Genomic DNA, 23,687 nt, shown 5'->3' with positions numbered 1-23,687 from the left:
CGAAGATGTTTTATTTTACCGGTAAATTATGGGGAGAGGCAGATGGGATGGGATCGACGCGAGTTCCTCGGCGCGGCCGGCGCCAGCGCCGCCGCCGCCGCGCTGAGCGCCACCGAGGCCGCCGCGCAGTCCGCAGCGGGCTTCCCGAAGGGCTTCCTCTGGGGCGCGGCGACCGCGGCCCATCAGATCGAGGGCAACAACGTCTCCAGCGACCTGTGGCTGGCCGAGACGGTGAAGCCCACCTTGTTCCGCGAGCCGTCGGGCGACGCCTGCAACAGTTTCGCGCTGTGGCCGACCGACCTCGACCTGGTCCGCGACCTCGGGCTCAACACCTACCGGTTCTCGATCGAGTGGGCGCGGATCGAGCCTGAGCCCGGCCAGTTCTCGGCCGCCATGCTGGACCACTATAAGGCGGTCATCGACGGCTGCCGCGCGCGCGGCCTCAACCCGGTCGTCACCTTCAACCACTTCAGCTCGCCGCGCTGGTTCGCCGCCCGCGGCGGCTGGACCAATCCCGAGGCGCCCGAGCTGTTCGCCCGCTACTGCGACCACGCCGCCCGCCGGCTGGCGGCGAACATGGGCTCGGCGGTGACGCTCAACGAGCCGAACATGATCACCGTCATCGGCTAGGTGCTGCCGCCGCCGATGCTCGAGATGGTGCGGCAGATGAACGCCGCCGCCGGCCGCGCCTGCGGCGCGCCGAACTTCAAGAACGCCATGGTGCCGGAGGCCGCCGACATCCCAGCGATGCAGGCGAACATGATCGCCGCGCACAAGGCCGGTCGGGCGGCGATCAAGGCGGCGCGCGGCGATCTGCCGGTCGGCGTCAGCCTGACCATTTCGGACGACCAGGCGGTCGGCGAGAACAGCCTGCGCGACGCCAAGCGGGCGAAGTTCTACGGCGCCTGGCTCGAGGCGGCGAAGAGCGACGACTTCCTCGGCGTGCAGAACTATGCGCGGGCGCAATGGGGCGACAAAGGCCAACTGCCGCCGCCCAAGGGCGCGAAGATGAACGGCATGGGCGCCGAGATCTATCCGGCCTCGCTGGCCGGCGCGGTGCGCTACGCCCATGCGGCCACCGGCGTGCCGATCCTGATCACCGAGCACGGCTTGAGCACCCCCGACGACGCGCTGCGCGCCGCCTTCATCCCGGCCGCCCTGGGCGACCTGCAGAAGGTGATCGCCGAGGGGGTGCCGGTGCAGGGCTACATCCACTGGTCGCTGATCGACAATTTCGAGTGGATCTTCGGCTACAGCCAGCACTTCGGCCTGCACAGCGTCGACCGCGCCAGCTTCCAGCGCACGGCCAAGCCGAGCGCCGGCGTGCTGGGCGCGATCGCCAGGCGCAACGCCGTCTAGTGTCCCGATTCCGAAGTTCGCATGCGCATTGTGGCGGCCTCTGGCGAACTTCGGAATCGTTCAGGACACTAGCAAGCACATGTTTCTAGTGCGCTTTACGGATCTGAAGTTCGCTTCGGCGCGTGACCGATGTGCAGGCGAACTTCAGATCCAGCACACTAGCTGAACAGACGACAGCAAAACGCCTCCGCGCGTCGGCGCGGAGGCGTTGCAATACTCGAAACTCAGCTGGCTGAGGTTTAGCCGCCGCCCGGGAAGCGCAGCGGAACCTTCACTTGGCCGGTCTTGGCGCCCATCGGCAGGACTTCGGCCACGCACAGCGCCGCCTTGTCGAAACCCTTGCCCGGCGCGCTGTCCGAGACGACCTTGCAGGCCGAAAGCTTGCCCGCTTCGGCATTGCAGTCGAGCATGACCGTCGCCGCATCGCGAGTGTTGGCGTTGCGCGAAAGGCAACGCGACATGCTGTCTTCAAAAGAGGCCGCAGTCGCAGCGCTCGTCAGGACCAGGCTCAAGCCAATCCCACTCATCAAACCGATGACGTTCTTCATCTCCCCACTCCATCACTTTTGTCAGGATGATGATGAATATCGACGGCACTTGTTAAAATAAACTGAGTCGCAGCGACCGTTATTCCTAACGTGATGTAAACGATGCTTATCACTTAGCTAAAGTCGCTTTCACCTCGGGATTCATAATGAAGAGCGCATGGCGCGCACGAGGCTTGGTGACGAAACGTTAGCTTGCTCGGGTGACCATTCCGCAAAATTGGGTCACTCGGGGGGAATCCATGAAACGGTTCAGGCTTGAAGACCTGCCGTTGGTCATCAAGATCGGTTTTGCACCGGCCTTCGCGGTCGCCATGCTCGCTGTCACCGCGCTCGGCGCGGTCGTGCTTCAGAAAAGCCAGCTGCATGCGCTGCAACAGGTCGTGCATACCGACATGCCCAACAGCATGCGGATGCAGAAGATCTCCGAGCGGATCACCGCCGTGCACGGCGAACTCTACTACCTGCTGACGCACCAGGCCGCGCAGATCGAGACCGACCAGATCGAGCCCAAGACCCAGGCGCTGATGGCCGAGATCGACAAGATCGCCGCCGAGGTGAAGGTGGCCCGCGCCGCCGCGCCGGCCGAGCAGCGGCCGCAGTACGACAAGCTGTCGAAGGACCTGAAGGAGACCCGCGAGGGGCTGGACGTGGTGACGGCCATGATGACGGCCGACTTCGCCACCGCCGCCGGGTTCGCCGCGCCGTTCGAAGAGCAGTACGCCAAGATGAGCACCACCTTGCGCGACATCGTCGCCAAGGCGCAGGCCGAGACCGACCAGCAGGCCCAGGCCACCGAGGCCCGCTCGGAGATGGCCCAGTTGATCACCATCATCGCCGCCCTGGCCACCATGCTGGGGTCGGCGGCGCTGGCCTGGTTCCTGACGATGAACATCAAGGGCGCGGTGCAGAAGATCGCCGGCGCGACTGAGAAGCTCGCCCGCGGCGACGCCGAGGTGAATCTCGACGGCCTGGCGCGCAAGGACGAGTTGGGCGCGATCGTCGGCTCGCTGACGGTGTTCCGCGACAACCAGCGCCACCTGGAGCAACTGCGCCAGGAGCAGGAGGCCAACCGCTCGGCGACCGAGGACGAGCGTCGCCGCGGCGAGGACGCGCAGCGCGTGATCGCCGAGCAGCAGCGGCTGGTGGTCACCTCGCTGGCCGACGGGCTCGACAAGCTCGCCGCCGGCGACCTGACGATCCGGCTAGGGACTGCCTTCCCCGGCGAGTACGAGAAGCTGCGCAACGACTTCAACGCCGCCGTCGCGACGCTGGAGGAGGCGCTGCGCGCCATCGCCACCTCGACCGCCTCGATCAGTTCCGGCTCGGCCGAGATCTCCAACGGCGCCGAGGACCTGTCGCGCCGCACCGAGCATCAGGCCGCGACGCTGGAACAGACCGCCGCGGCGCTCGACGAGATCACCGCCACCGTCCAGCGCACCGCCCAGGGCTCCGCCGCCGGGCGTGAGGCGGTGGGCGCCGCCAAGACCGAAGCGGAACGCTCCGGCGACGTGGTCAGCCGCGCCGTCGTGGCGATGAACGCGATCGAGAAGTCGGCGCGCGAGATCAGCCAGATCATCGGCGTGGTCGACGAGATCGCCTTCCAGACCAACCTGCTGGCCCTGAACGCCGGCGTCGAAGCCGCCCGCGCCGGCGACGCCGGCAAGGGCTTCGCGGTCGTCGCCTCCGAGGTCCGCAGCCTGGCCCAGCGCTCGGCGGACTCGGCCAAGGAGATCAAGGGGCTGATCTCGGCCTCGTCCAAGCAGGTCGAAGAGGGCGTGTCGCTGGTCGGCGAGGCGGGGGACGCGCTGCAGCGCATCGTCGCCCACGTCAACGAGATCTCCGGCCTGGTCGGCGACATCGCCTCGTCGGCCCGGGAGGAGGCCCAGGGCCTCAACGAGGTGAACACCGCGGTCAACCAGATGGACCAGGTCACCCAGCAGAACGCCGCCATGGTCGAGGAGGCCACCGCCGCCAGCCGGATGCTGGCGGAGGAGACCAAGGAGCTCGCCCGGCTGGTGTCGCGCTTCAGCATCAGCGGCACCGAGACCCTGCAGTACTCCAGCGCCGGCCGCACGGCGCCGGCGGCGCCGCGCCCGTCCGCGCCGGCCCCGAGCGCGCCGGCCAGCATCGGCGCGACCGCGCTCAAGGCCCGGCCCGCCGCCGCGCCGCAGGCCGCGGTCGACGACTGGGAAGAGTTCTGAGCCGCTAGTCCGGCTCAGCTGTTGCGAGAGGAGCGCCGCCCCCCGCGGCGCTCCTTTTTCGTTGCGCCCTATTCCGGGTGGGCCTCGAGGGTCTCCGAGGGCGCGGCGTCCGCCGGCCGCAGGATCAGGATCAAAGGCGCCAGCAGCAGGCTGAGCACGGCCATCCAGGCGAACATGGTGTCGTAGCCGATCATCGCGCCCTGCCGGGTCACCTCGCCGTTCAGCGCGTCCAGCCCGCCCGGACTGTCGAACGCCTGCGGCAGCGACCAGCCGATCACCGGATCCGACGGGATGATCCCGGCGGCCAGCCGCTCGTGGGCGGTGGCGCTCTGGGCGATGAGATTGGCCTGCAGCATGGCGATGCCCAGGCTCGAGCCGAGGGTGCGGACCACATTGCCCAGCACCGCCGCCTCGGTGCGGTGCGCCGGAGCCAGAGTGGCGAAGCCGAGCACCGCCAGCGGCCCGAACATCAGCCCCATGCCCATCCCCTGGACGAAGCCGGCGACCTTGATCGGCGTCGCGGTCATCATCAGGTCGAAGTGGGCCATCCGCCACATCGAGAAGAAGGCGATGACGATGCCGGCAGCGATGGTCGCGCGCGCGCCCATCTTGCGCATCAGCAGGGTGACGACGGTGAAGGCGACGATCGAGCCGAAGCCGCGGTACATGCTGGCCAAGCCGCTCTGCAGCGCCGAATAGCCGAGCAGGTTCTGCATGAAGGTCGGCAGCAGCGCGCTGGTGCCGAACAGCATCGCCGACATCATGAAGCTGAAGATCGCGGTGGTCATGAAGTTGCGGTCGGCGAAGACGGCGCGGTGGAAGAAGGGCTGATCGGCGGTCAGCGTCTGCATGACGAAGACGTGCAGGCTGCACAGCGCGACGATGGCGTAGGTCCAGATCTCCGCGCTGTCGAACCAGTCCTGGCTCGGCCCGCGGTCGGCCATCAGCTGGACGGCGCCGGTGCACAGCACCAGGGCGGCGAAGCCGAGGACGTCGAACGGACGCTGCAGCCCGCCCTCGTCGCGCTCCAGGGTCAGGTAGACCAGCACGAAGGCCAGCAGCCCGAACGGCACGTTGACGTAGAAGACCCAGCGCCAGGAGAAGTGCTCGGTCAGCAGTCCGCCCAGGGTGGGACCGAGGATCGGCCCGACCATGATCACCGCGCTCCACATCGCCATCACCCGTGGCATCAGCCGCTGCGGCCACATGTCGAGGATGGCCGCCTGGGAGATCGGCATCATCCCGGCGCCGGCGACGCCCTGCAGCAGGCGGAAGACCACCATCTCCGGCAGCGTCGTGGCCATGCCGCAGAGCACCGAGGCGACCACGAAGCCGGCGATCGAGAGCAGAAACAGCGGCTTGCGGCCGATCTTCAGCGACAGCCAGCCCGACAGCGGCGTCATGATCGCGGTGGCGACGATGTAGGAGGTAAGCACCCAGGTGATCTGGTCCTGGGCGGCCGACAGGCTCCCCTGGATGTGCGGCAAGGCGACGTTGGCGATCGTCGAATCCAGCGAGTTCATGGTGGTCGCCAGCATCATCCCGCCGGTCGCGACCACCCGCGCCGCTGCGCCTTGCCTGGAGCTCATTGCGCTCCTCCCCGGCGGACCTTAGTCCGCCGGCCCCGACCTTGGCCAGCCAGCCCGCCGGCGCATCACTCGATGTGGATTTCCTGCAGCTTTTCGCCCTGGGTAGAGGGCGGCCGCATCATCAGCACCAGCGGCAGGATCAGCAGGGTGCCGACGCTCATCCAGGCGAACACCGAGTCATAGGCCATCATCGAGGCCTGCCGGGTGATCTCGGCGTTCAGCGCCTCCAGGCCACCCAGGGCGCCGTTGACGATCTCCGGCGCGCGCCAGCGGATGATCGGGTCGGAGGTGACGATGCCCGCCGCCAGCCGCTCGTGGGCGGTGGCGCTCTGCTGCAGGTAGGCGGCCTGTAGGGCGGCGATCCCCAGGCTGCCGCCGAGCGTGCGGAACATGTTGGAGAACACCGCCGCCTCGGTGCGGTGCTCGACGTTCAGCGTCGCGAAGGCCAGCACGGTCAGCGGATTGAACGCCAGCCCCTGGCCGAGCCCGAGCAGGAAGCCGGCGGTCTCGATCGGGCGCTGGTCCATCGACAGGTCGAACTGGCTCATCCGCCACAGCGCCGCCACGGTGACGAGCAGGCCCAACAGGATCGTCCGCCGCGGCCCGAAGCGGGCGGCGGCGAACGGCGCGAGGGTGAAGGAGATCAGCGAGCCGATGCCGCGCGGCATCATCGCCCAGCCGCTCTCGATCGCCGAATAGCCGAGCAAATTCTGCATGAAGCTCGGCAGCAGGGCGGTGGTCGACAGCAGCAGCGCCGAGAGGAAGACGGCGAAGCCGACCGAGCTGAGGTAGTTGCGGTCCTTGAACAGGGCGACGTGGAAGAAGGGGTTCTTGGCGGTGATCGTCTGCACCACGAAGATGTAGGCGCCGCACATCGCCAGGATCGCATAGGCCCAGATCTCGGCGGAATCGAACCAGTCCAGCTGGTGCCCGCGGTCGACCATCAGCTGCAGGCCGCCGGTGAGCAGCACCAGGGCGACGAAGCCGAGCGTGTCGAACGGTCGCTGGCGTCCGCCGCGGTCACGCTCGAGCGCGAGATAGGTCATGGCGAAGGCGACCGCGCCGACCGGCAGGTTGATGTAGAAGACCCAGCGCCAGGAGAGATGCTCGGTCAGGAAGCCGCCCAGCGTCGGGCCCATGATCGGGGCCACCATGGTCACCGCGCTCCACACCGCCATCACCTGCGGGATCACCGTCGGCGACCACATGTCGAGGATCGCCGCCTGCGACAGCGGCATCATCGCCGCGCCGGCCACCCCCTGCAGGAAGCGGAACAGCACCATCTCCGGCAGGCTGGTGGCCATGCCGCAGAGCATCGACACGCCGACGAAGGCGACGATCGAGATCAGGAACAGCGGCTTGCGGCCGACCTTCATCGCCAGCCACCCGGACAACGGGGTCATCAGCGCGGTGCCCACGATGTAGGAGGTCAGCACCCAGGTGATCTGGTCCTGCGAGGCCGAGAGGCTGCCCTGCACGTTCGGCAGGGCGACATTGGCGATCGTCGAGTCCAGCGCCACCATCAAGGTGGCGAGCATGAGCCCGCCGGTCGCGATCCCGCGCGTCGTCGCGCTGTGACTGGAGCTCATTGAAACTGCGCGCCTCCCCGCCGGCGCCACATAGGCGTACGCGAACGGCGTTGGCCAGCCGCGCCGATGGCGCAGCCCGGCATCATCGGCGGGGCGATCCGGCCCGACCGGCCGCCGAAAGACCTGCGGTATAGATCCGCCGATCACGTCGGGCGAGACTGGAGAAGAGGCTGAACTCTCATCCGCCGCGTCGCCGATTAGGGGCGCCGTTCTAGAGATTTGCCGGACAGGCCGATTGACTCCTCCCAGCGCTTCAACTATCCACCGCGCCTCGATTTTCGACCCTGGAGCTTTCTCGTGAAGCGGACCTTTCAGCCGTCCCGGCTTGTGCGTAAGCGCCGTCACGGCTTCCGCCTGCGCATGTCCACCGCCAATGGACAAAAAGTGCTGGCTCGCCGCCGCGCCAAGGGCCGTAAGCGCCTGAGCGCTTAAGTCCCGACGGTTCTGCGACTTACTGGATAAGGGCGTCGGCATGGCCGACCCCGCCTTCGCTATCGAACGCCTGAGGAAGCGCGCAGACTTTTTGGCCTGCGCGCAGGCGCCTTCGTGCGCTCGCGGCGCGATAGTGATTCAGGCGCGCCCGCGCGGTGACGACCAGTCCCTGGTCCGCGCGGGCTTCACCGCCACAAAACGCATCGGCGGCGCCGTGCAACGCAACCGCGCCAAGCGCCGGATGCGTGAGGCTGCGCGGCTGTTGCTGCCCGATTTGGCGCGCCCTGGCTTCGACTATGTACTCATCGCCCGCGGCGGTGTGACCACCCGCGCGTGGGAGCGTCTGCTTGACGATGTGAAAAGCGCGCTGATAAGGCTCGCCGCCGAACGCGACGGCCGGGCCCGCGACCCTGCGGGCGCCCCACCCGCAGATTGAGCGCTTCCCCGATGCAAGACGATTCCAGCCGCAACACGATCATCTTCCTCGTGTGTGCGGTCCTCCTGTTCTTCGTCTATCAGCACTTCGTCCTCGATCCGGCGGCCGCCCGGCGGCAAGCCGAGGTCAAGGCGCGTGCGGCAGCGGAAGCCACCGCCCCGGTCAAACCGGGCGCCCCCGGCCTCGCCGCCGTACCCGTGACCCGCGGCCAGGCGCTGGCCGCCAGCCCGCGGGTGGCGATCGACACGCCGGCGCTGAAGGGCTCGATCGCCCTGCGCGGCGCGCGCATCGACGACCTGCAGTTGACCCAGTTCCGCCAGACGGTGGCCAAGGATTCCCCGCCGGTGGTCCTGCTGCGTCCTGAGGGCGCGCCGTACGCCTGGTTCGCCGAGTTCGGCTGGACCGGCGCCAACGTGCCCGGCCTGCCGACCGCCGACACCGTCTGGACCCTGGCCCAGGGCGCGACCCTGGCGCCGAACCAGCCGCTGGTGCTGACCACCACCAACGGCGCCGGCCTGACCTTCACCCGCAAGATCGAAGTCGACGACCGCTTCATGTTCACGGTCACCGACACGGTCGCCAACGCCTCCGTCGCGCCGGTGACGCTCGCGCCCTACGGCTCGATCCAGCGCCAGGGCCTGCCGCCGTCGAAGGACGCCAGCGCCATCGTCCACGAAGGCGCTGTCGGCGCGCTCGGCGGCGACGACCCGACGCTGAAGCTGATCAAGTACAAGAAGTGGACGAAGGACGGCGGCATCGAGCCGATCGCCTCGACCCGCGGCTGGGTCGGCATCACCGACAAATACTGGCTGGCGGCGATCATCCCCACCCAGGGCCAGGCCTTCAAGGGCCAGTTCCGCGACACCAAGGTCGGCGACGTGAGCGTGTTCGACGCCAACTTCGTCGGCGACGCGCACACCATCGCGCCCGGCCAGCAGGTCACCCAGACCACCCGCTTCTTCGGCGGCGCCAAGGTCGTGCCGACCCTGCGCGCCTACGAGAAGAAGTTCGAGATCCCGCACTTCGACTCCGCCGTCGACTGGGGCCACTTCTGGTTCCTGACCCGGCCGATGTTCCAGTTCCTGGAGTTCATCTACCGCTACGTCGGCAGCTTCGGCGTCGCCATCCTGCTGCTGACCGTGGCGGTGCGGGCGATCTTCTTCCCGCTGGCGCACAAGCAGTACGAGTCCATGGCCAAGATGCGCCGGGTCCAGCCGCTGGTCGAAGAGCTGCGCAAGAAGTTCAAGGAAGACCCGGCCAAGCAGCAGCAGGAGCTCCTGGCGCTCTATCAGCGCGAGAAGGTCAACCCGCTGGCCGGCTGCCTGCCGATCCTGTTCCAGATCCCGGTCTTCTTCGCCCTCTACAAGGTGCTGACCGTCACCATCGAAATGCGCCACGCGCCGTTCATGGGCTGGATCCAGGACCTCTCGGCCCGCGATCCGACGACGATCTGGAACCTGTTCGGCCTGATCCCCTGGCACCCGGCGACCGCGCCGATGATCGGCGGCCTGCTCGACAGCAGCCTGCACATCGGGATCATGCCGCTGCTCTATGGCCTGACGACCATGATGAGCATGTCGATGAGCCCGCCTGCGCCGGATCCGACGCAGCAGAAGATCATGCAGCTGATGCCGATCATGTTCACCTTCTTCATGGCGCCGTTCGCCGTGGGGCTGCTGATCTACTGGACCTGGAGCAACATCATCACCGTGATCCAGCAGTACGTGCTGATGCGCCACTACAAGGTCGACACCCCGATCGATCGGCTGTTCGCGCGCTTCGGCGGGCAGAAGAAGGCCGCGGAGTGAGCGACACCCCGGCCTTCGACGAGGACGCGCTCGAGGCGGCGCGCATTCTGTTCGCCCACGAGACCCACTTCCTGATGGGCGCGGCGGCGATCGCCGGCCTGCCGGCCCCGGACCTGCCGGAGGTGGCCTTCGCCGGACGCTCCAACGTCGGCAAGTCGTCGCTGATCAACGCGGTGACCGGCCGCAAGGAACTGGCCCGCGCGTCCAACGCGCCGGGGCGGACCCGGGAAGTGAACTTCTTCGTCGTCGACGAAAAGCTGCGGCTGGTCGACCTGCCGGGCTACGGCTTCGCCAAGGTCAGCCGCGACACGGCGAAAAAGTTTCAGAACCTCGGCCGCTCCTATCTGCGCGGGCGGCCGAACCTGAAGCGAGCCTATCTGCTGATCGACGCCCGTCACGGGCTGAAGCCGGTGGACACCGAGGCGCTCGACGCCTTCGACCTGGCGGCGGTCTCCTACCAGATCGTCCTGACCAAGGCCGACAAGATCAAGCCGGCCGAGGTGACCCGGCTGGTCGACGCCACGCTGCAGGCGATCGCCAAGCGCCCGGCCGCCTTCCCGCGGGTGATCGCCACCTCCTCGGAGACCGGCCAGGGCATCCCCGAGCTGCGCGCCGAGATCATCGCCGCCTGCGCGATCGCCTAGCCCTCTCCCCGCCCGCGGGGAGAGGAGCGCTCTTGCGTTGATGACACGGCCCCTCGCGTCCGCTATCGGGACCCGCGAATTGCAGCCCGGGGCGCGCCAGTGAGCGAAGTGACGGAAGAACAGGGTTGGGCGACCGCCAAGACGCTCGCCGAGGCCCTGCCCTACATCCAGATCTATGACCGCGAGACGGTGGTCATCAAATACGGCGGCCACGCCATGGGCGAGGACGAGGTGGCCAAGCTGTTCGCCGCCGACGCCGTGCTGCTGAAGATGCTCGGCGTGCACCCGGTCGTGGTGCACGGCGGCGGGCCGCAGATCTCCGCCTGGCTGGCCAAGGCCGGGGTGAAGTCGACCTTCGTCGACGGCCTGCGGGTCACCGACGAGGCGACGATGGAGGTCGCCGAGATGGTGCTGTCGGGCGCCATCAACAAGGAGATCGCCAGCTGGATCACCCAGGCGGGCGCCGAGGCCGACGTGCGCGGCGTGGGCCTGTCGGGCAAGGACGCCCGGCTGATCACCGTCGACAAGGTCCAGCGCACCCGCAAGGACCCGGACTCCGACGAGGAGAAGATGGTCGACCTGGGCTTCGTCGGCGAGCCGAAGAAGATCGATCCGAAGATGATCGAGGCGCTGATCTACGCCGAGCAGGACTACATCCCGGTGATCGCCCCGATCGGCGTCTCCGAGGCCGGCGAGACCTACAACATCAACGCCGACACGGTGGCCGGCGCGCTGGCCGGCGCACTGGGCGCCAAGCGCATGCTGCTGCTCACCGACGTCGCCGGCGTGCTCGACAAGAACGGCGCGCTGATGCGGCAGATGACCGTCGCCGAAGCGCAAGCGGCGATCGCCACCGGCGTCGCCACCGGCGGCATGATCCCCAAGCTGGAGACCGCCATCGCCGCGGTCGAGGCGGGCGTCGAGGCGGTCGTCATCCTCGACGGCCGGCGGCCGCACGCCATGCTGGTCGAGCTGTTCAGTGAACACGGGGCGGGCACGCTGATCTGCAAATGAGCGCCGACCTCAGCCATGTGAACACTTGGCTCTTCGACTTGGATGACACGCTCTATCCGTCGGAGTCGGGCCTCATGGCCGAGATCGAGCGGCGGATGACGGCCTTCGTCATGCGGGTCACCGGCCTGCCGCGCGACGAGGCCTACCGGCTGCAGAAGGACTATCTGCTCGAGCACGGGATCACCCTGCTCGGGCTGATGCGCCATCACGGGGTCGATCCCGTGGAGTTCGCCGACGCCTATGTCGACATCTCGCTGGACATCCTGGCGCACGATCCGGAGCTGGTGTCGGCGATCGCCGCCCTGCCCGGCCGTCGGCTGGTGTTCACCAACGCCGACGAACGCCACGCCCAGCGCGTGCTGCAGCGGCTGGGCCTGACCACCCTGTTCGACGACGTGTTCCACATCGCCTCGTTCGACTATACGCCGAAGCCCGACCCGGCGGTGTTCACCCGGATGTGCGCCGAGCACGCCCTGGAGCCGCAGGGCACCGTCTTCTTCGAGGACTCCGAGCGCAACCTGAAGCCCGCCGCCGACCTCGGCATGACCACCGTGCTGGTCGGCCCGCGGGCGGAGACCTCCACCGCCCCCTTCGTCCATCACCGCACGCGCCATCTCGCGCCCTTCCTCAGGGCCGCGCGCCTGCGCCCAGCCTGCTGAAAGAGAGCCTCATGAGCACCATCACCGCCGACGACCTGAAGACCGAGATCGAACAAGCCTGGGCGGCCCGCGACGGCGTCTCGATCGCGACCACGGGCCCGGTGCGCACGGCGGTGGACGAGACCCTGCAGCGCCTCGACGCCGGCCAGTTGCGCATCGCCGAGCGCGGCGCCGACGGCCGCTGGGAGGTCCAGCAGTGGGTCAAGCAGGCGATCCTGCTGTCGTTCCGCCTGAACCCCAACAGCGTGGTGCACGGCCCGGCCCCGGGACCGTTCTGGGACAAGGTGCCGACCAAGTTCGCCGGCTGGGACGCCCCGCAGTTCGAGGCCGCCGGCTTCCGCGCGGTGCCTGGCGCCGTCGTCCGCCGCGGCGCCTACATCGCCAAGAACGTCGTGCTGATGCCGTCGTTCGTGAACATCGGCGCCTACGTCGACGAAGGCACGATGATCGACACCTGGGCCACGGTCGGCTCCTGCGCCCAGGTCGGGAAGAACTGCCACATCTCCGGCGGCGCCGGCCTCGGCGGGGTGCTGGAGCCGCTGCAGGCCAACCCGACGATTATCGAGGACAACTGCTTCATCGGCGCCCGTTCGGAAGTGGCCGAGGGCGTGATCGTCCGCGAAGGCAGCGTGCTCTCGATGGGCGTCTACCTGACCTCGACCACCCCGATCATCAACCGCCAGACCGGCGAAGTGATGTACGGCGAAGTGCCGCCCTACTCGGTGGTGGTCTCCGGCGCGCGGCCGAACAAGACCGACCCGTCGCTGCCGTCGACCTACTGCGCGGTGATCATGAAGACCGTCGACGAGCGCACCCGCTCGAAGACCGGGGTGAACGAACTGCTGCGGGACTAACGTCCGATGCTTCCCCTCAGGGGGAGCTCCCGCGAAGCGGGTGAGGGGGTTGAGGGCCACAGATTCGGCGGCTGAAACCCCCTCCGGCCCTCCGGGCCACCTCCCCCTGAGGGGGAGGTGGCCCGCTCACCGTCTCGTCAGTACGCCGTCCCGTCGCGGCGGATGTAGCCAGCGCGGCCCGGCGGCGCGAGCATGTCGATGTCGGGATAGTCGCAGCCGTCCTCGGCCGGGCGACGCGCGCCGACCTCCAGCAACACCAGTTCGCGGTCCGAGCGGTTCTGGATGTGGTGGCCGTCGGGCTCGCCGGCCGGGAAGGCCGCGCAGTCGCCGGCCTGCAGCAGCTCTTCGCCCGCCTCGGTGACCAGCACGCCCTCGCCTTCCAGCACATAGACGAACTCGTCCTCGGCGGTGTGCCAGTGGCGCTGGCTCGACCACTGGCCGGGGGGCAGGCGCAGCAGGTTGACGCCGAACTGGGTCAGGCCGGCGGCGTCGCCGAGCTTCCAGCGGCGGCGATCCTTGCAGCGTTCGTCGAACGGCGCCGGGTATCCGGTGCCGAAGCGGGTCGGGGCCTTGGCGATGTCGATCTTGGGCATGCGGCGTTTCCGGTCTAGAGCACGCCGGAAGCTTAGAACCGTACGACCCCGGGTGTGAATGTGATCGACGCCGTAGACCTGACGCGGGAGCTGATCCGCCGTCCCTCCGTGACCCCGGCCGACGCCGGCGCCATGGACGTGGTCGAACAGACCCTGAAGGCCCTGGGCTTCGCCTGCCGGCGGATGAAGTTCGGCGAGATCGAAAACCTCTACGCCCGGCTGGGGACCGCGCGGCCCAACCTCTGCTTCGCCGGCCACACCGACGTGGTGCCGGTGGGCGACGCCGCGGCCTGGACGCAAGGGGCCTTCGCCGCCGAGATCATCGACGGGGTGCTGGTCGGCCGCGGCGCGGTCGACATGAAGGGCGCCATCGCCGCCTACATCGCCGCCGCGGCCAAGGCGATCGCCGCCGGCGAGGTGAGCGGCTCGCTGTCCTTCCTGATCACCGGCGACGAGGAGGGCGTGGCGCTCGACGGCACCAAGAAGGTGGTCGAGGCGCTGCTGGCCGAGGGCGAGGCGGTCGACCACTGCGTGGTCGGCGAGCCGACCTCGGCGCAGATCTTCGGCGACATGGTCAAGGTGGGCCGCCGCGGTTCGATCAACGCCGACATCGTCATCGAGGGCGTGCAGGGCCACGTCGCCTATCCGCACCGCGCGGCCAATCCGGCCCGGGCGCTGATCCCGCTGCTGGCCGCGCTGCAGGGCCGGGTGCTCGACGAGGGCTACCCCGAGTTCCAGCCGTCGAACCTCGAGATCACCCTGGTCGAGATGCCGAACACGGCGACCAACATCATCCCGGCGACGGCGCGGGCGCGGCTGAACATCCGCTTCAACCCGGCCCACACCGGCCAGGCGCTGGCCGACTGGATCACGTCCGAGGCGCAAGCAGCGGTCGCGGGCACCGGCTGCAAGGCCAAGGTGACGCCGCAGATCAGCGGCGAAGCCTTCCTGACCGAGCCCGGGCCGTTCACCGAGGTGGTCGCCGCCGCGGTCGCCGACGTCGCCGGCAAGCCGCCGGAGCTGTCGACCTCAGGCGGCACCTCCGACGCGCGGTTCATCCGCGCGCTGTGCCCGGTGGTCGAGGTGGGGCTGGTCGGGACCACCATGCACCAGGTCGACGAACGCACCCCGGTGGCCGAGATCCAGCGCCTGCAGGCGGTCTACGAGCGGCTGATCGCCCGCTACTTCGCGGCCTTCGGCTAGGGCGGCTTAGCGCGCGCCCTGCGCCAGCCGGGCGAACACCGCTTCGAGCGGCAGCTTACGGGCGTCGTCGGCGCTGGCGACCGCCGCCTGGGTGGTCGGCGCGACGTACTTGCCGAGCCGCAGGCCGCCCATGCCGCGGGTCGAGCGCGCCGCAGCGGCCTCGCGCATCTGGGCCGCCAGCACAGGCTCTGGCTCCGGCAGCTCTTCGGCGACGATCGGCTCGACGACCACCGCGGCCGACTTCGGCGCCGCCCGGTCCAGCCGGTCGAGCAGGGCCCAGCCGCCCGCGCGGGCGGCCGGCGCGACCGGGGCGTTGAACTCCCGGTACTCCACATCCCCGCGGAGCGTGTCCATCAGCTTGCGAACGTCGTTCACCGGCGAAAAGCCCTTACCAAACCGCCCTGCCGCCCTCTGGGCCGCGAGGCATCTAAACAGTGTTTAGACGATCTAAGCGATGCTTAGACTTGCCACAAGCGGATGTGCGCAGGGTGCGACAAAAATGGCCGGAAAAAGGCCGCGCCCTCTAGCGGAGCGCAGCCTTTCGGTCCGTGACGGGAGCCGCCGCTAGCTGCCCCAGGGGCCGCCGCGGCGCTCCTCGGTGACCGGCACCGCGGTGCCGCCGCCGCGGCTGTGGCGCAGCGGGGCGCGGGCGGCCTCGCCGGCCATCGCCAGCAGGGCGCTGACCCGGTTGTCGGTCGCCGGGTGGGTGGAGAACAGGTTGTCGCCGCCGCGCCCGGCCAGCGGGTTGATGATGAACATATGCGCGGTCGCCGGATTGCGCTCGGCGTCGGGGTTGTGGACCCCGCCGCGGGCGTAGGACTCGATCTTGCGCAGCGCCGAGGCCAGCGCCTGCGGGTCGCCGCTGATCTCCGCGCCCTCGCGGTCGGCCTCGTACTCGCGGCCGCGGCTGATCGCCATCTGCACCAGGGCCGCGGCGATCGGGGCCAGCACGGCGACGACGATCGCGCCGATCATGCCGGTCGGCCGGCCGTCCTGGTCGCGGCCGCCGAAGAAGACCGCGAAATTGGCCAGCGCCGAGACCGCGCCGGCGATCGTCGCGGTGATCGTCATGGTCAGGGTGTCGCGATTTTTCACGTGCGCCAGCTCGTGGGCCATCACCCCGCGGATCTCTCGGCGGTCGAGCATGTGCAGCAGGCCGCGGGTCGCGGCGACGGCGGCGTGCTGCGGGTCGCGGCCGGTGGCGAAGGCGTTCGGCTGGTCCTGGTCGATGATGTAGATCTTCGGCAGCGGCATGCCGGCGCGCTGGGCCAGCTCGCGCACGTCGGCGGCGTAGGCGCGCACCACCGGGTCGGGGTCGCGCTCGTCGGCCGGCTGGGCGCGGTACATCGACAGGACGATCTTGTCGGCGTTCCAGTAGCTGATGACGTTCATGCCCGCCGCCAGGACGAAGGCGATCAGCATCCCGGTGGGCCCGGCCACGGCGTAGCCGGCGCCGACGAACAGGGCGGTCAGGGCCGCCAGCAGCATGAAGGTGCGAAGGTGGTTGCGCATGGATCCGTGCGTGACTTCCGGGCCAAAGGGGCCCGGGGGATATATGGGAAGCGCGTGGCTTGGCTTGAAGAGGCCCCTTGGACCGCTCATCCTGGCGAAGGCCGGGACCCAGTTGACGATCATGGCTCCGCCGGAACGGGCGCATCGGCTCGTCCTGCCGGCGCGGAGAATGGATCTGGGTCCCGGCCTTCGCCGGGATGAGCGGCTTTCTTGCGCCTACCGCGCCGCGCCGATCCGGCGGGCCGGGGTCGGCGAGCGGACCAGGCGGCGTTCGTCGTGCAGACGGGTCTCCATCGCCGCAAAGTCCATCGGCCGGGCGAACCAGTAGCCCTGCATCCGGTCGCAGCCGGCGGCGCGCAGGATGATCGCCTGGGCCTCGTCCTCGACGCCCTCGGCCACCACCGAGACGCCGAGCGCCCGGGCGGCGTGCATCATCGAGCTGACCAGCTTGGAGACCCGCGGATTGCGCGCCACGTCGTCGATCAGGCTGCGGTCCAGCTTCACCGTCTGGATCGGCAGGTTCATCAGCGCGCGCAGGTTGGAGTAGCCGGTGCCGAAGTCGTCGAGGGCGATGTTCACCCCGCGTGCGGCCAGCCGCTCGATGTGCCGGCGCGCCAGCGCCATGTCCTGCAGCAGGAAGGTCTCGGTGATCTCGACGGTCAGCGCCGTCGGTGGCAGGTCGGTCTGCGCCAGCCGGCCGATCAGCTTGCGCGAGAAGGCCGGGTCCAGCAGGTCGCGCGGCGAGACGTTGCACGAGACATTGGCGATCAGCCCTTCGGCGACCCACGGCGCGGCGCGGGCGCAGGCGGCTTCGAACACCGCCTCGTCGATGCGGCCGATCAGGCCCAGCTCTTCGGCCAGCGGAATGAAGGCGGCCGGGGCCAGCAGCCCCTGCTCCGGGTGGCGCCAGCGGCACAGCACTTCGACGCCGACGGTGCGGCCGTCGTGGCAGTCGACCACCGGCTGGAACCAGGGCTCGATCTCGCCGGCGGGAATGGCCCGGCGCAGCTCCGCCTCGAGCGTACGGCGCCGCTCGTTTTCTTCATGCAGCTCAGCGTCGAACGCCGACCAGCGGCGGCCGCCCTGGGCCTTGGCGCGCTGCAGGGCGCGGTCGGCGAACCGCTGCAGGTCGCCCGCCTCGACGGCGTCATTCGGATAGAGGGCGACCCCGACGCTGACGCCGGGCGCCAGGCCGCGGCCGTGCACCGAGTACGGCTGCGACAGCAGCGCCAGCAGGCGCTGGGCCCGCCGGGCGACGTCAAGGTCGGGGGTGATCAGGGCGAACTCGTCGCCGCCCAGCCGGCCGACCAGCTCGCCGCGCGCGGCGTCGGCCTTCAGCCGCGCGCCGACCTCGGCCAGCAGCAGGTCGCCGCCGGTATGCCCGAGGCTGTCGTTGAGGTTCTTGAAGCGGTCGAGGTCGATGACGAACAGCGCCAGCGGCTGGCCGTCGCCGTCGATCCGCGACAGCCGGTCGGCGAGCGCTGCGGTGAAGGCGGCGCGGTTGAGCAGGCCGGTCAGCGAGTCGGTGCGGGCCAAACGCAGCATCATCGCCCGCTCGGCCTCGAGTTCGGCGACGCGCGCGGCGAGATCGTCAGCGATGTTGGACGGCGACTGCACGACGGACGCGAAGGCCTCGATTGAACTGACCCTGAGCTTCGCCGGTCGAGGCAAATCCGGCGTAAAGAGAGATGGCTAAGGCGCGTTAGGCATTTTATGCCGAGTGACCGCGCCGCACGCTTGGGCGAGTGACCGGGCGCCGGGGATGTCGCTTGATCTCGCCGGGCCGGCGCGGCGGGGCTAAGAAGTGGCCATGAACGCCATCGACGCCGCCCACCTCGTCGACCAGCTCGAGCACGAGTATCGCAACAGCGTCGACGCGCTGCGCAATGCGCTGCGCACCTTCCTGGACGGCGGCCCGCCGCCGATCGCCGACACCCGCCACAACGGCGCCTTCGTCTATCCGGAGCTGCGCCTGACCTGGCCCTCCGGCCAGCCGTTCCCGCGCATCGGCCGGGCCTTCGCCCGGATCAGCGCGCCCGGCAGCTATGCGGTGACGGTCACCCGGCCGGACCTGTTCCGCAGCTATCTGATCGAGCAACTGTCGCTGCTGCAGCAGGATTTCGCCGTCGAGATCGAGGTCGGCCGCTCGACCCAGGAGATCCCCTTCCCCTATGTGCTGGAGGGCAGTCCGGACCTGGCGCTGGCGGACGTCTCCTCGGCGGAGATCGCCCGCCACTTCCCGACCACCGAGCTTGCCTACATTGGCGACGAGATCGTCGACGGCTACTCCCCGGCGTCGCCCGATCGGCCCCGGCCGCTGGCGCTGTTCGACGGCCTGCGGACCGATTTCTCGCTCGCCCGGCTGGCCCACTACACCGGCGCCCCGGCCGAGCACGTCCAGCAGTACGTGCTGTTCACCAACTACCACCGCTATGTCGACGAGTTCGTCCGCTGGGCCTGCGGCCAGCTGAAGGCCGGCGGTCCATACAAGGCGCTGTCGGCCGCCGGCGGCGTCGTGGTCACCGCCGAGACCGAGGATCCCGAGGCCAAGGTCGCCAACGCCGCCTGGCGCCGGCACCAGATGCCGGCCTACCACCTGATGGCCGAAGGCCGCGCCGGCGTGACCCTGGTCAACATCGGCGTCGGCCCGTCGAACGCCAAGACCATCTGCGACCACCTGGCGGTGCTGCGCCCGCAGGTCTGGCTGATGATCGGCCACTGCGGCGGCCTGCGCGGGTCGCAGACCATCGGCGACTATGTGCTGGCCCACGCCTACCTGCGCGACGAGCACGTGCTGGACGACGTGCTGCCGCCGGAGATCCCGATCCCGCCGATCGCGGAGGTGCAGGTGGCGCTGAACCGCGCCGCTGAGATCGTCACCGGCGAGACCGGCGAGATCCTCAAGCGCCGGCTGCGCACCGGCACGGTGGTCACCACCGACGATCGGAACTGGGAGCTGCGCTATACGAAGAGCGCGCTGCGCTTCAACCAGAGCCGGGCGGTGGCGATCGACATGGAAAGCGCCACCATCGCCGCCCAGGGCTACCGCTTCCGGGTGCCCTACGGGACGCTGCTGTGCGTCTCCGACAAGCCGCTGCACGGCGAGATCAAGCTGCCCGGCCAGGCCAACGCCTTCTATGAGCGGGCGATCGGCCAGCACCTGCAGATCGGCCTGGCCAGCCTCGACCTGCTGCGCCAGGAGGGCGTGCGGCTGCACTCGCGCAAGCTGCGCAGCTTCGACGAGCCGCCATTCCGCTAGCCACTTATTCGAGCAGTCGATCGAGCGCCGCGGCGACCGCCGTCATGCCCGCCAGGTTGGGGTGATAGAAGACGCCGGCGACCGGCGCGCCCGGCCGCGGGAAGCCGTTCATCCAGGCGTTTTGGGCGCAGGCGTCATGGCCCCCCGACAGCTGGTCGGCGGCCAGCAGGTCGGCGCCTGCGTCCTTCGCCGCCCGGGCGGTGATCGCGGCGAGTTGCGCGGCGATGCGGCGGCCGGCGTCGGCCTGGGCGTCGGTGATCGGCGTCGCCGCACAGGTCCCCTGCGCCGGCAGCACCACCGGGTATTGCACGAACACCAGCCGCGCGGCGGGCGCGCGGCGGCGCACCTCGGCGGCGATGGCGCGCAGGCGCGCCTCAGTCTCCTGGAAGCTCTTGTCGGTCGGCGGGGCGATCACCGGGCATTTGCTCGCCGGCCGACCGGCCTCGGCCGCGAGGCCGGCGCAGGAGGCCGCCATCAGCCCGCCGATGTAGCCGAGGTCATTGCCGCCGATGGTGATGGTCACTAGGCGGGTGTCGGCGTCCACGGCGTCGAGTTGCGGCGGCAGCTCGTCCCAGGGGCCGAGCAGGTGGGCGGTGGTCGCGCCGCTGCAGCTGACGTCGGTCAGCGCCAGGCCGCGCTTGCGGGCCAGCTGATGCGCGTAGTTGTCGATCGAGCGGCTGCAGCGGTTCGCCGGCGTGTCCGCCGACGTCGTGACGCCCGGCCCCGCGGCGAACGAACTGCCCATGGCGACATACTTCGCCCCCGCCGGCAGCGGCGCGGCGACGGCCGGGGCGGCCAGGACGCCCGCCGACAGGGCCAGGCCGGCAAGCAGCCTACGACAGACGTTCGGCATCAGTTGTCCTTCCCCAAGCTTTGCCTTTGCATAGCGCCAACATCCTCCACCGCGAAGCGGGGGAGGTGGATCGCGCCGCAGGCGCGAGACGGAGGGGGCGTTTAGTGAACCCCTGCAATGCCATGCCAAGCGGCGAGGTCCGAACGCCCCCTCAGTCAGCTGCGCTGACAGCTCCCCCGCTTCGCGGTGGAGCATCTAGCCTGCGCCGCCGCGCCCCCTCGATTTTGCCGCGCCGCGCCACTAGCTTGCCGCCCCATGACCCGGCATCTCGACTTCGACGGCATCCACAACTTCCGTGACTTCGGCGGTTACGCCACCGGCTGCGGCCGGCGGGTGAAGACCGGGCGGCTGTTCCGCTCGGCCAACCATCACCGGGCCAGCGACGCCGACCTCGAGCGGATGCGCGCGCTGGACCTGGCGGTGATCGTCGACCTGCGCCAGCCGGACGAGCGGACGCGCGAGCCGTCGCGCCGCTGGGACGGCTTCGCCTGCGACCTGGTGCAGAACGACCTGGTCGAGAACCACCTCGACTTCATCGCCTTGCTGCAGAGCTCGGACCTCTCGGCCGACTGGTTTCACGGCCATTCGACCGACTTCTACGCGCGCGCGCCGTATGAGCCGCGGCACGTCGACCTGTTCCGCCGTTACTTCCAGGCGCTGGCCCGGACCGAGGGGCCGATCCTGGTGCACTGCGCCGCCGGCAAGGACCGCACCGGCCTGATCTGCGCGCTGACCCATCACGTCGCCGGCGTGCACCCGGACGACATGCTGCAGGACTATCTGCTGACCAACGACGAGGCGCGGCTGGCCGAGAAGATGCGGTTCATGGCGCCATGGCTGGAGCGGGTTCTGGGGCGCGCGGCGCCGGACGACGCGCTGCGGGTCGCCGTCTCGGTGCACCCGGCCTATCTGGAGCGGGCGTTTGCGGTGATCGGCGAGCGCGACGGCTCACTCGATGGTTATCTGGAGCGGACCTTGGGTCTCGACGCCCCGCTGCGCGAGCGCCTGCGTGAGCGGCTGGTCGCCTAGCAAGCAACCAGGAAGTAAACGGGCGCCGCAAACGCGATACGCCCGCCGCAGTTTCCGCCAACTGCGACGGGCGCCTCAGGGACAGACCTCTCGGAGAAGCCTGTGGACAACATTGCGCAAGCAAGGCGTGGAAGCCTAATCACCTGCGCGTGTTTCACGGAGTGATGATGCAGAGCTTTCAGCGGCTTGGCGGCCTGAGCCGGGCTGGGTCCCGGTGATCCCGCCCGACGACCGCGGCTTCACGCTCGGCGACGGTCTGTTCGAGACCGTGCTGGCGCGCGCCGGCGCGTTCGTCGCCCTGTCCGCCCATCTCGACCGGCTGACCGCCGGCTGCGCCGTGCTCGGCCTGCCGGCGCCGGACCGCGCCGAGGTCGAGCGGCTGATGCGCCAGGCGCTGGCCGGCGCCGGCCTGGCGGCGGATCGCGCCGCGGTGCGGCTGACGCTGACCGCCGGCTCCGGCGGCCGCGGGCTCGACCGGCCCGACGCGCCCGTCCCGCGCCTGGTGGCGACCGCCGCTGCGGCCCCGCCGCCGACCACGCCCGCCCGACTGATCACCGCCCAGGTGCGGCGCAACGACCGCTCGCCGGCGGCGCGGCTGAAGACCCTCTCCTATCTCGACAATGTGCTGGCCCGGGCCGAAGCCAGGGCCGCCGGCGCCGACGAGGCGGTGATGCTGAACACCGCCGGCGCGCTGGCCTGCGCCGCGGCCGCCAACCTGTTCTGGATCAAGGACGGTGCGCTGTTCACCCCGGCGCTGGACTGCGGCGTGCTGGCCGGGATCGCCCGCGGCGAGGCGCTGGCCCGCGCCGCCGAACTCGGCGTGGCGATCTGCGATACCACCGCCGGCCCCGAAGCGCTGGCCGCGGCCGAGGCCGTCTTCCTCACCAATGCGCTGATCGGCGTGCGCGCCGTCGCGGCGATCGACGGCCGGGCCTACGCGCCCCATGGCCTGGTCGAACGGCTGGCCAAGGCGCTCGGCCGCTAGCGGCCAGACGCGCGCGCCCACCGCGGTGCAACCTTCAAGATGATCCCCGGCGCGGCTGACATGCTTAAGCGCGGATCAACCACGACTTCCGGGATATCACAGTAAACAACAAGGTAATTATGCCGCTTCATCCCCATTAAACCGGCCAAACGCAAATCTACACATGCATTCGGGGCGAGCAGGCCAAACGGCTTGATCCCTCAAAAGTCTGCTCGCGAAACAAAGGAGATGAGCATGTCGAAGTTTGTGACCCGCTTCCTGAAGGACGAATCCGGCGCCACGGCGATCGAATACGGCCTGATCGCCGCCCTGATCGCCGCCGTCCTGGTGACCGTGATCGGCCAGATCGGCCAGTCGCTGCTCGGCAGCTTCGAGAAGATCGACACCGAGATCAAAGCGAAGCCGCCGGCCTAAGCTTCCCCTCGTTAGTGTTCGCGAGCCCCCGGAGTTCAACTCCGGGGGTTTTGCTTTGGGGCGAACGCTCAACCGTCTGTTCATCGGTGCACGGCATGCTGGCGGCGGAGGCCCGATGATCCACACTGTCCTGACCGCCGCGCTCATGGCGTTTCCCGCCCTCGTCATCCTCGGCGGGGTTCGCGATCTCATCAGCTACCGAATTCCGAACTGGATTTCGCTGGCCCTGCTGGCCGCCTTCATCCCGGCCGCACTCATCGGCCTCGCGGCCGGCGTGCCGCTGAGCGCGCTGGGGCTGAACCTCGCGGTCGGCGCCGCCGCGCTGGTCGCCGGCGTGGTCATGTGGAGCCTGCGCTGGATCGGCGGCGGCGACGCCAAGCTGTTCGCCGCGGCGGCGCTGTGGATCGGCTGGCCCGCCGCCGGGACCTACCTCGCGGTCACCGGCCTGGTCGGCGGCGTGTTCGCCCTGCTGTTGCTGCGCTTGCGCGCAGCGTCCCTCCGCTCCTTCGTCTTGTCCGGGCCGGCCTGGTTCACGCGCCTCGCCGAGCCGGGCGAAAGCGTGCCCTACGGCGTGGCGATCGCCATCGGCGCGCTCGTCGCCTTTCCCAACTCGGCGCTGGTGCTGGCTGCCGCCGCACTCTGATCGGTTGCGGAGCGGCGCGCGTTACGACACAGGATTCGGAGCAACCGCCCGGCCCGCTTCGCC

General features: G+C 69.6%; 24 protein-coding genes. 16 read left to right on the top strand and 8 right to left on the bottom strand.

The features are described 5' to 3' along the window. Nucleotides 1–42: 42 nt before the first annotated feature. Together ACSQ14_RS02495 and ACSQ14_RS02490 are read left to right on the top strand one after the other, a co-directional pair. A complete protein-coding gene (locus ACSQ14_RS02495; protein ID WP_436009385.1) occupies nt 43–630 on the top strand; it encodes a family 1 glycosylhydrolase in 588 nt (195 codons plus the stop codon). Then, nucleotides 631–1,359, top strand: coding sequence for a family 1 glycosylhydrolase (locus ACSQ14_RS02490; protein WP_436009383.1), 729 nt, complete (start codon nt 631–633; stop codon nt 1,357–1,359). 239 nt (nt 1,360–1,598) lie between these two features. Here the strand turns inward: ACSQ14_RS02490 and ACSQ14_RS02485 are convergent, their stop codons facing one another. After that, on the bottom strand, nt 1,599–1,907 hold the full coding sequence (locus tag ACSQ14_RS02485; protein WP_436009381.1) for a hypothetical protein: 309 nt from the start codon (nt 1,905–1,907) through the stop codon (nt 1,599–1,601). A 239-nt stretch (nt 1,908–2,146) separates the two neighbouring features. Here ACSQ14_RS02485 and ACSQ14_RS02480 point away from each other — a divergent pair, with 239 nt between their 5' ends. Next, nucleotides 2,147–4,108, top strand: a complete 1,962-nt coding sequence (locus ACSQ14_RS02480) for a methyl-accepting chemotaxis protein (RefSeq protein WP_436009379.1) — start codon at nt 2,147–2,149, stop codon at nt 4,106–4,108. Between the two features lie 68 nt (nt 4,109–4,176). On the opposite strand, the gene ACSQ14_RS02475 is transcribed toward ACSQ14_RS02480, so the two are convergent. Both ACSQ14_RS02475 and ACSQ14_RS02470 read right to left on the bottom strand, forming a co-directional pair. Further along, nucleotides 4,177–5,697: a DHA2 family efflux MFS transporter permease subunit gene (locus ACSQ14_RS02475; protein ID WP_436009377.1), complete on the bottom strand. Its 1,521-nt coding sequence runs from the start codon at nt 5,695–5,697 to the stop codon at nt 4,177–4,179. A gap of 65 nt (nt 5,698–5,762) precedes the next feature. Continuing rightward, nucleotides 5,763–7,286 (bottom strand): DHA2 family efflux MFS transporter permease subunit, encoded by a 1,524-nt coding sequence (locus tag ACSQ14_RS02470; RefSeq protein WP_436009375.1) that lies wholly within the window; start codon nt 7,284–7,286, stop codon nt 5,763–5,765. A 297-nt stretch (nt 7,287–7,583) separates the two neighbouring features. On the opposite strand from ACSQ14_RS02470, the gene rpmH reads away from it, so the two are divergent. From rpmH to dapD, 7 genes are all read left to right on the top strand, one after another. After that, nucleotides 7,584–7,718, top strand: coding sequence for a 50S ribosomal protein L34 (gene rpmH / locus ACSQ14_RS02465; protein ID WP_436009373.1), 135 nt, complete (start codon nt 7,584–7,586; stop codon nt 7,716–7,718). Nucleotides 7,719–7,758: 40 nt separating this feature from the next. Beyond that, a complete protein-coding gene (rnpA, locus tag ACSQ14_RS02460; RefSeq protein ID WP_436009371.1) occupies nt 7,759–8,154 on the top strand; it encodes a ribonuclease P protein component in 396 nt (131 codons plus the stop codon). An 11-nt stretch (nt 8,155–8,165) separates the two neighbouring features. Continuing rightward, nucleotides 8,166–9,962, top strand: a complete 1,797-nt coding sequence (gene yidC, locus ACSQ14_RS02455; RefSeq protein WP_436009369.1) for a membrane protein insertase YidC — start codon at nt 8,166–8,168, stop codon at nt 9,960–9,962. Then, nucleotides 9,959–10,606: a ribosome biogenesis GTP-binding protein YihA/YsxC gene (gene yihA / locus ACSQ14_RS02450; protein WP_436009367.1), complete on the top strand. Its 648-nt coding sequence runs from the start codon at nt 9,959–9,961 to the stop codon at nt 10,604–10,606. The genes yidC and yihA overlap by 4 nt, the downstream gene beginning before the upstream one ends. A 99-nt stretch (nt 10,607–10,705) precedes the next feature. Beyond that, nucleotides 10,706–11,620: an acetylglutamate kinase gene (gene argB, locus ACSQ14_RS02445; protein WP_436009365.1), complete on the top strand. Its 915-nt coding sequence runs from the start codon at nt 10,706–10,708 to the stop codon at nt 11,618–11,620. Then, nucleotides 11,617–12,279, top strand: a complete 663-nt coding sequence (locus ACSQ14_RS02440) for a pyrimidine 5'-nucleotidase (RefSeq protein ID WP_436009363.1) — start codon at nt 11,617–11,619, stop codon at nt 12,277–12,279. Before argB ends, ACSQ14_RS02440 begins: the two co-directional genes overlap by 4 nt. Nucleotides 12,280–12,290: 11 nt before the next feature. Continuing rightward, a complete protein-coding gene (dapD, locus tag ACSQ14_RS02435; protein WP_436009361.1) occupies nt 12,291–13,133 on the top strand; it encodes a 2,3,4,5-tetrahydropyridine-2,6-dicarboxylate N-succinyltransferase in 843 nt (280 codons plus the stop codon). Between the two features lie 137 nt (nt 13,134–13,270). On the opposite strand, the gene ACSQ14_RS02430 is transcribed toward dapD, so the two are convergent. Beyond that, the gene (locus tag ACSQ14_RS02430) at nt 13,271–13,726 is read right to left on the bottom strand and encodes a cupin domain-containing protein (protein ID WP_436009359.1); all 456 of its coding nucleotides are present in this window, start codon (nt 13,724–13,726) and stop codon (nt 13,271–13,273) included. Nucleotides 13,727–13,780: 54 nt separating this feature from the next. On the opposite strand from ACSQ14_RS02430, the gene dapE reads away from it, so the two are divergent. After that, nucleotides 13,781–14,929 (top strand): succinyl-diaminopimelate desuccinylase, encoded by a 1,149-nt coding sequence (dapE, locus tag ACSQ14_RS02425; protein WP_436009357.1) that lies wholly within the window; start codon nt 13,781–13,783, stop codon nt 14,927–14,929. 6 nt (nt 14,930–14,935) lie between these two features. Here dapE and ACSQ14_RS02420 read toward each other — a convergent pair whose 3' ends face one another. From ACSQ14_RS02420 to ACSQ14_RS02410, 3 genes are all read right to left on the bottom strand, one after another. Continuing rightward, a complete protein-coding gene (locus ACSQ14_RS02420; protein ID WP_436009355.1) occupies nt 14,936–15,304 on the bottom strand; it encodes a hypothetical protein in 369 nt (122 codons plus the stop codon). A 189-nt stretch (nt 15,305–15,493) separates the two neighbouring features. Beyond that, nucleotides 15,494–16,441 carry a zinc metalloprotease HtpX gene (htpX, locus tag ACSQ14_RS02415; RefSeq protein ID WP_436009353.1) on the bottom strand — a complete coding sequence of 316 codons (948 nt, stop codon included), beginning with the start codon at nt 16,439–16,441 and terminating at the stop codon, nt 15,494–15,496. Between the two features lie 216 nt (nt 16,442–16,657). Then, on the bottom strand, nt 16,658–18,058 hold the full coding sequence (locus ACSQ14_RS02410; protein WP_436009351.1) for a putative bifunctional diguanylate cyclase/phosphodiesterase: 1,401 nt from the start codon (nt 18,056–18,058) through the stop codon (nt 16,658–16,660). Between the two features lie 193 nt (nt 18,059–18,251). Here ACSQ14_RS02410 and ACSQ14_RS02405 point away from each other — a divergent pair, with 193 nt between their 5' ends. After that, nucleotides 18,252–19,700 carry an AMP nucleosidase gene (locus ACSQ14_RS02405; protein WP_436009349.1) on the top strand — a complete coding sequence of 483 codons (1,449 nt, stop codon included), beginning with the start codon at nt 18,252–18,254 and terminating at the stop codon, nt 19,698–19,700. A 4-nt stretch (nt 19,701–19,704) separates the two neighbouring features. Here the strand turns inward: ACSQ14_RS02405 and ACSQ14_RS02400 are convergent, their stop codons facing one another. Continuing rightward, nucleotides 19,705–20,553, bottom strand: coding sequence for an SGNH/GDSL hydrolase family protein (locus ACSQ14_RS02400; RefSeq protein WP_436009347.1), 849 nt, complete (start codon nt 20,551–20,553; stop codon nt 19,705–19,707). 255 nt (nt 20,554–20,808) lie between these two features. On the opposite strand from ACSQ14_RS02400, the gene ACSQ14_RS02395 reads away from it, so the two are divergent. From ACSQ14_RS02395 to ACSQ14_RS02380, 4 genes are all read left to right on the top strand, one after another. Beyond that, complete coding sequence (locus ACSQ14_RS02395; RefSeq protein WP_436009345.1) at nt 20,809–21,582, top strand: tyrosine-protein phosphatase; 774 nt, start codon at nt 20,809–20,811, stop codon at nt 21,580–21,582. 214 nt (nt 21,583–21,796) lie between these two features. Next, nucleotides 21,797–22,567, top strand: coding sequence for an aminotransferase class IV (locus ACSQ14_RS02390; RefSeq protein ID WP_436009343.1), 771 nt, complete (start codon nt 21,797–21,799; stop codon nt 22,565–22,567). Nucleotides 22,568–22,801: 234 nt separating this feature from the next. Further along, nucleotides 22,802–22,981 (top strand): Flp family type IVb pilin, encoded by a 180-nt coding sequence (locus tag ACSQ14_RS02385; RefSeq protein ID WP_436009341.1) that lies wholly within the window; start codon nt 22,802–22,804, stop codon nt 22,979–22,981. A gap of 115 nt (nt 22,982–23,096) precedes the next feature. Then, nucleotides 23,097–23,624, top strand: a complete 528-nt coding sequence (locus tag ACSQ14_RS02380) for an A24 family peptidase (RefSeq protein WP_436009339.1) — start codon at nt 23,097–23,099, stop codon at nt 23,622–23,624. Nucleotides 23,625–23,687 lie beyond the last annotated feature (63 nt).

Source organism: Phenylobacterium sp. LjRoot219, assembly GCF_964252995.1.
Taxonomy (GTDB): Bacteria; Pseudomonadota; Alphaproteobacteria; order Caulobacterales; family Caulobacteraceae; genus Phenylobacterium.
Note: the sequence above shows the minus strand (reverse complement) of the source record. Positions and strands in the feature narration are given on the sequence as shown.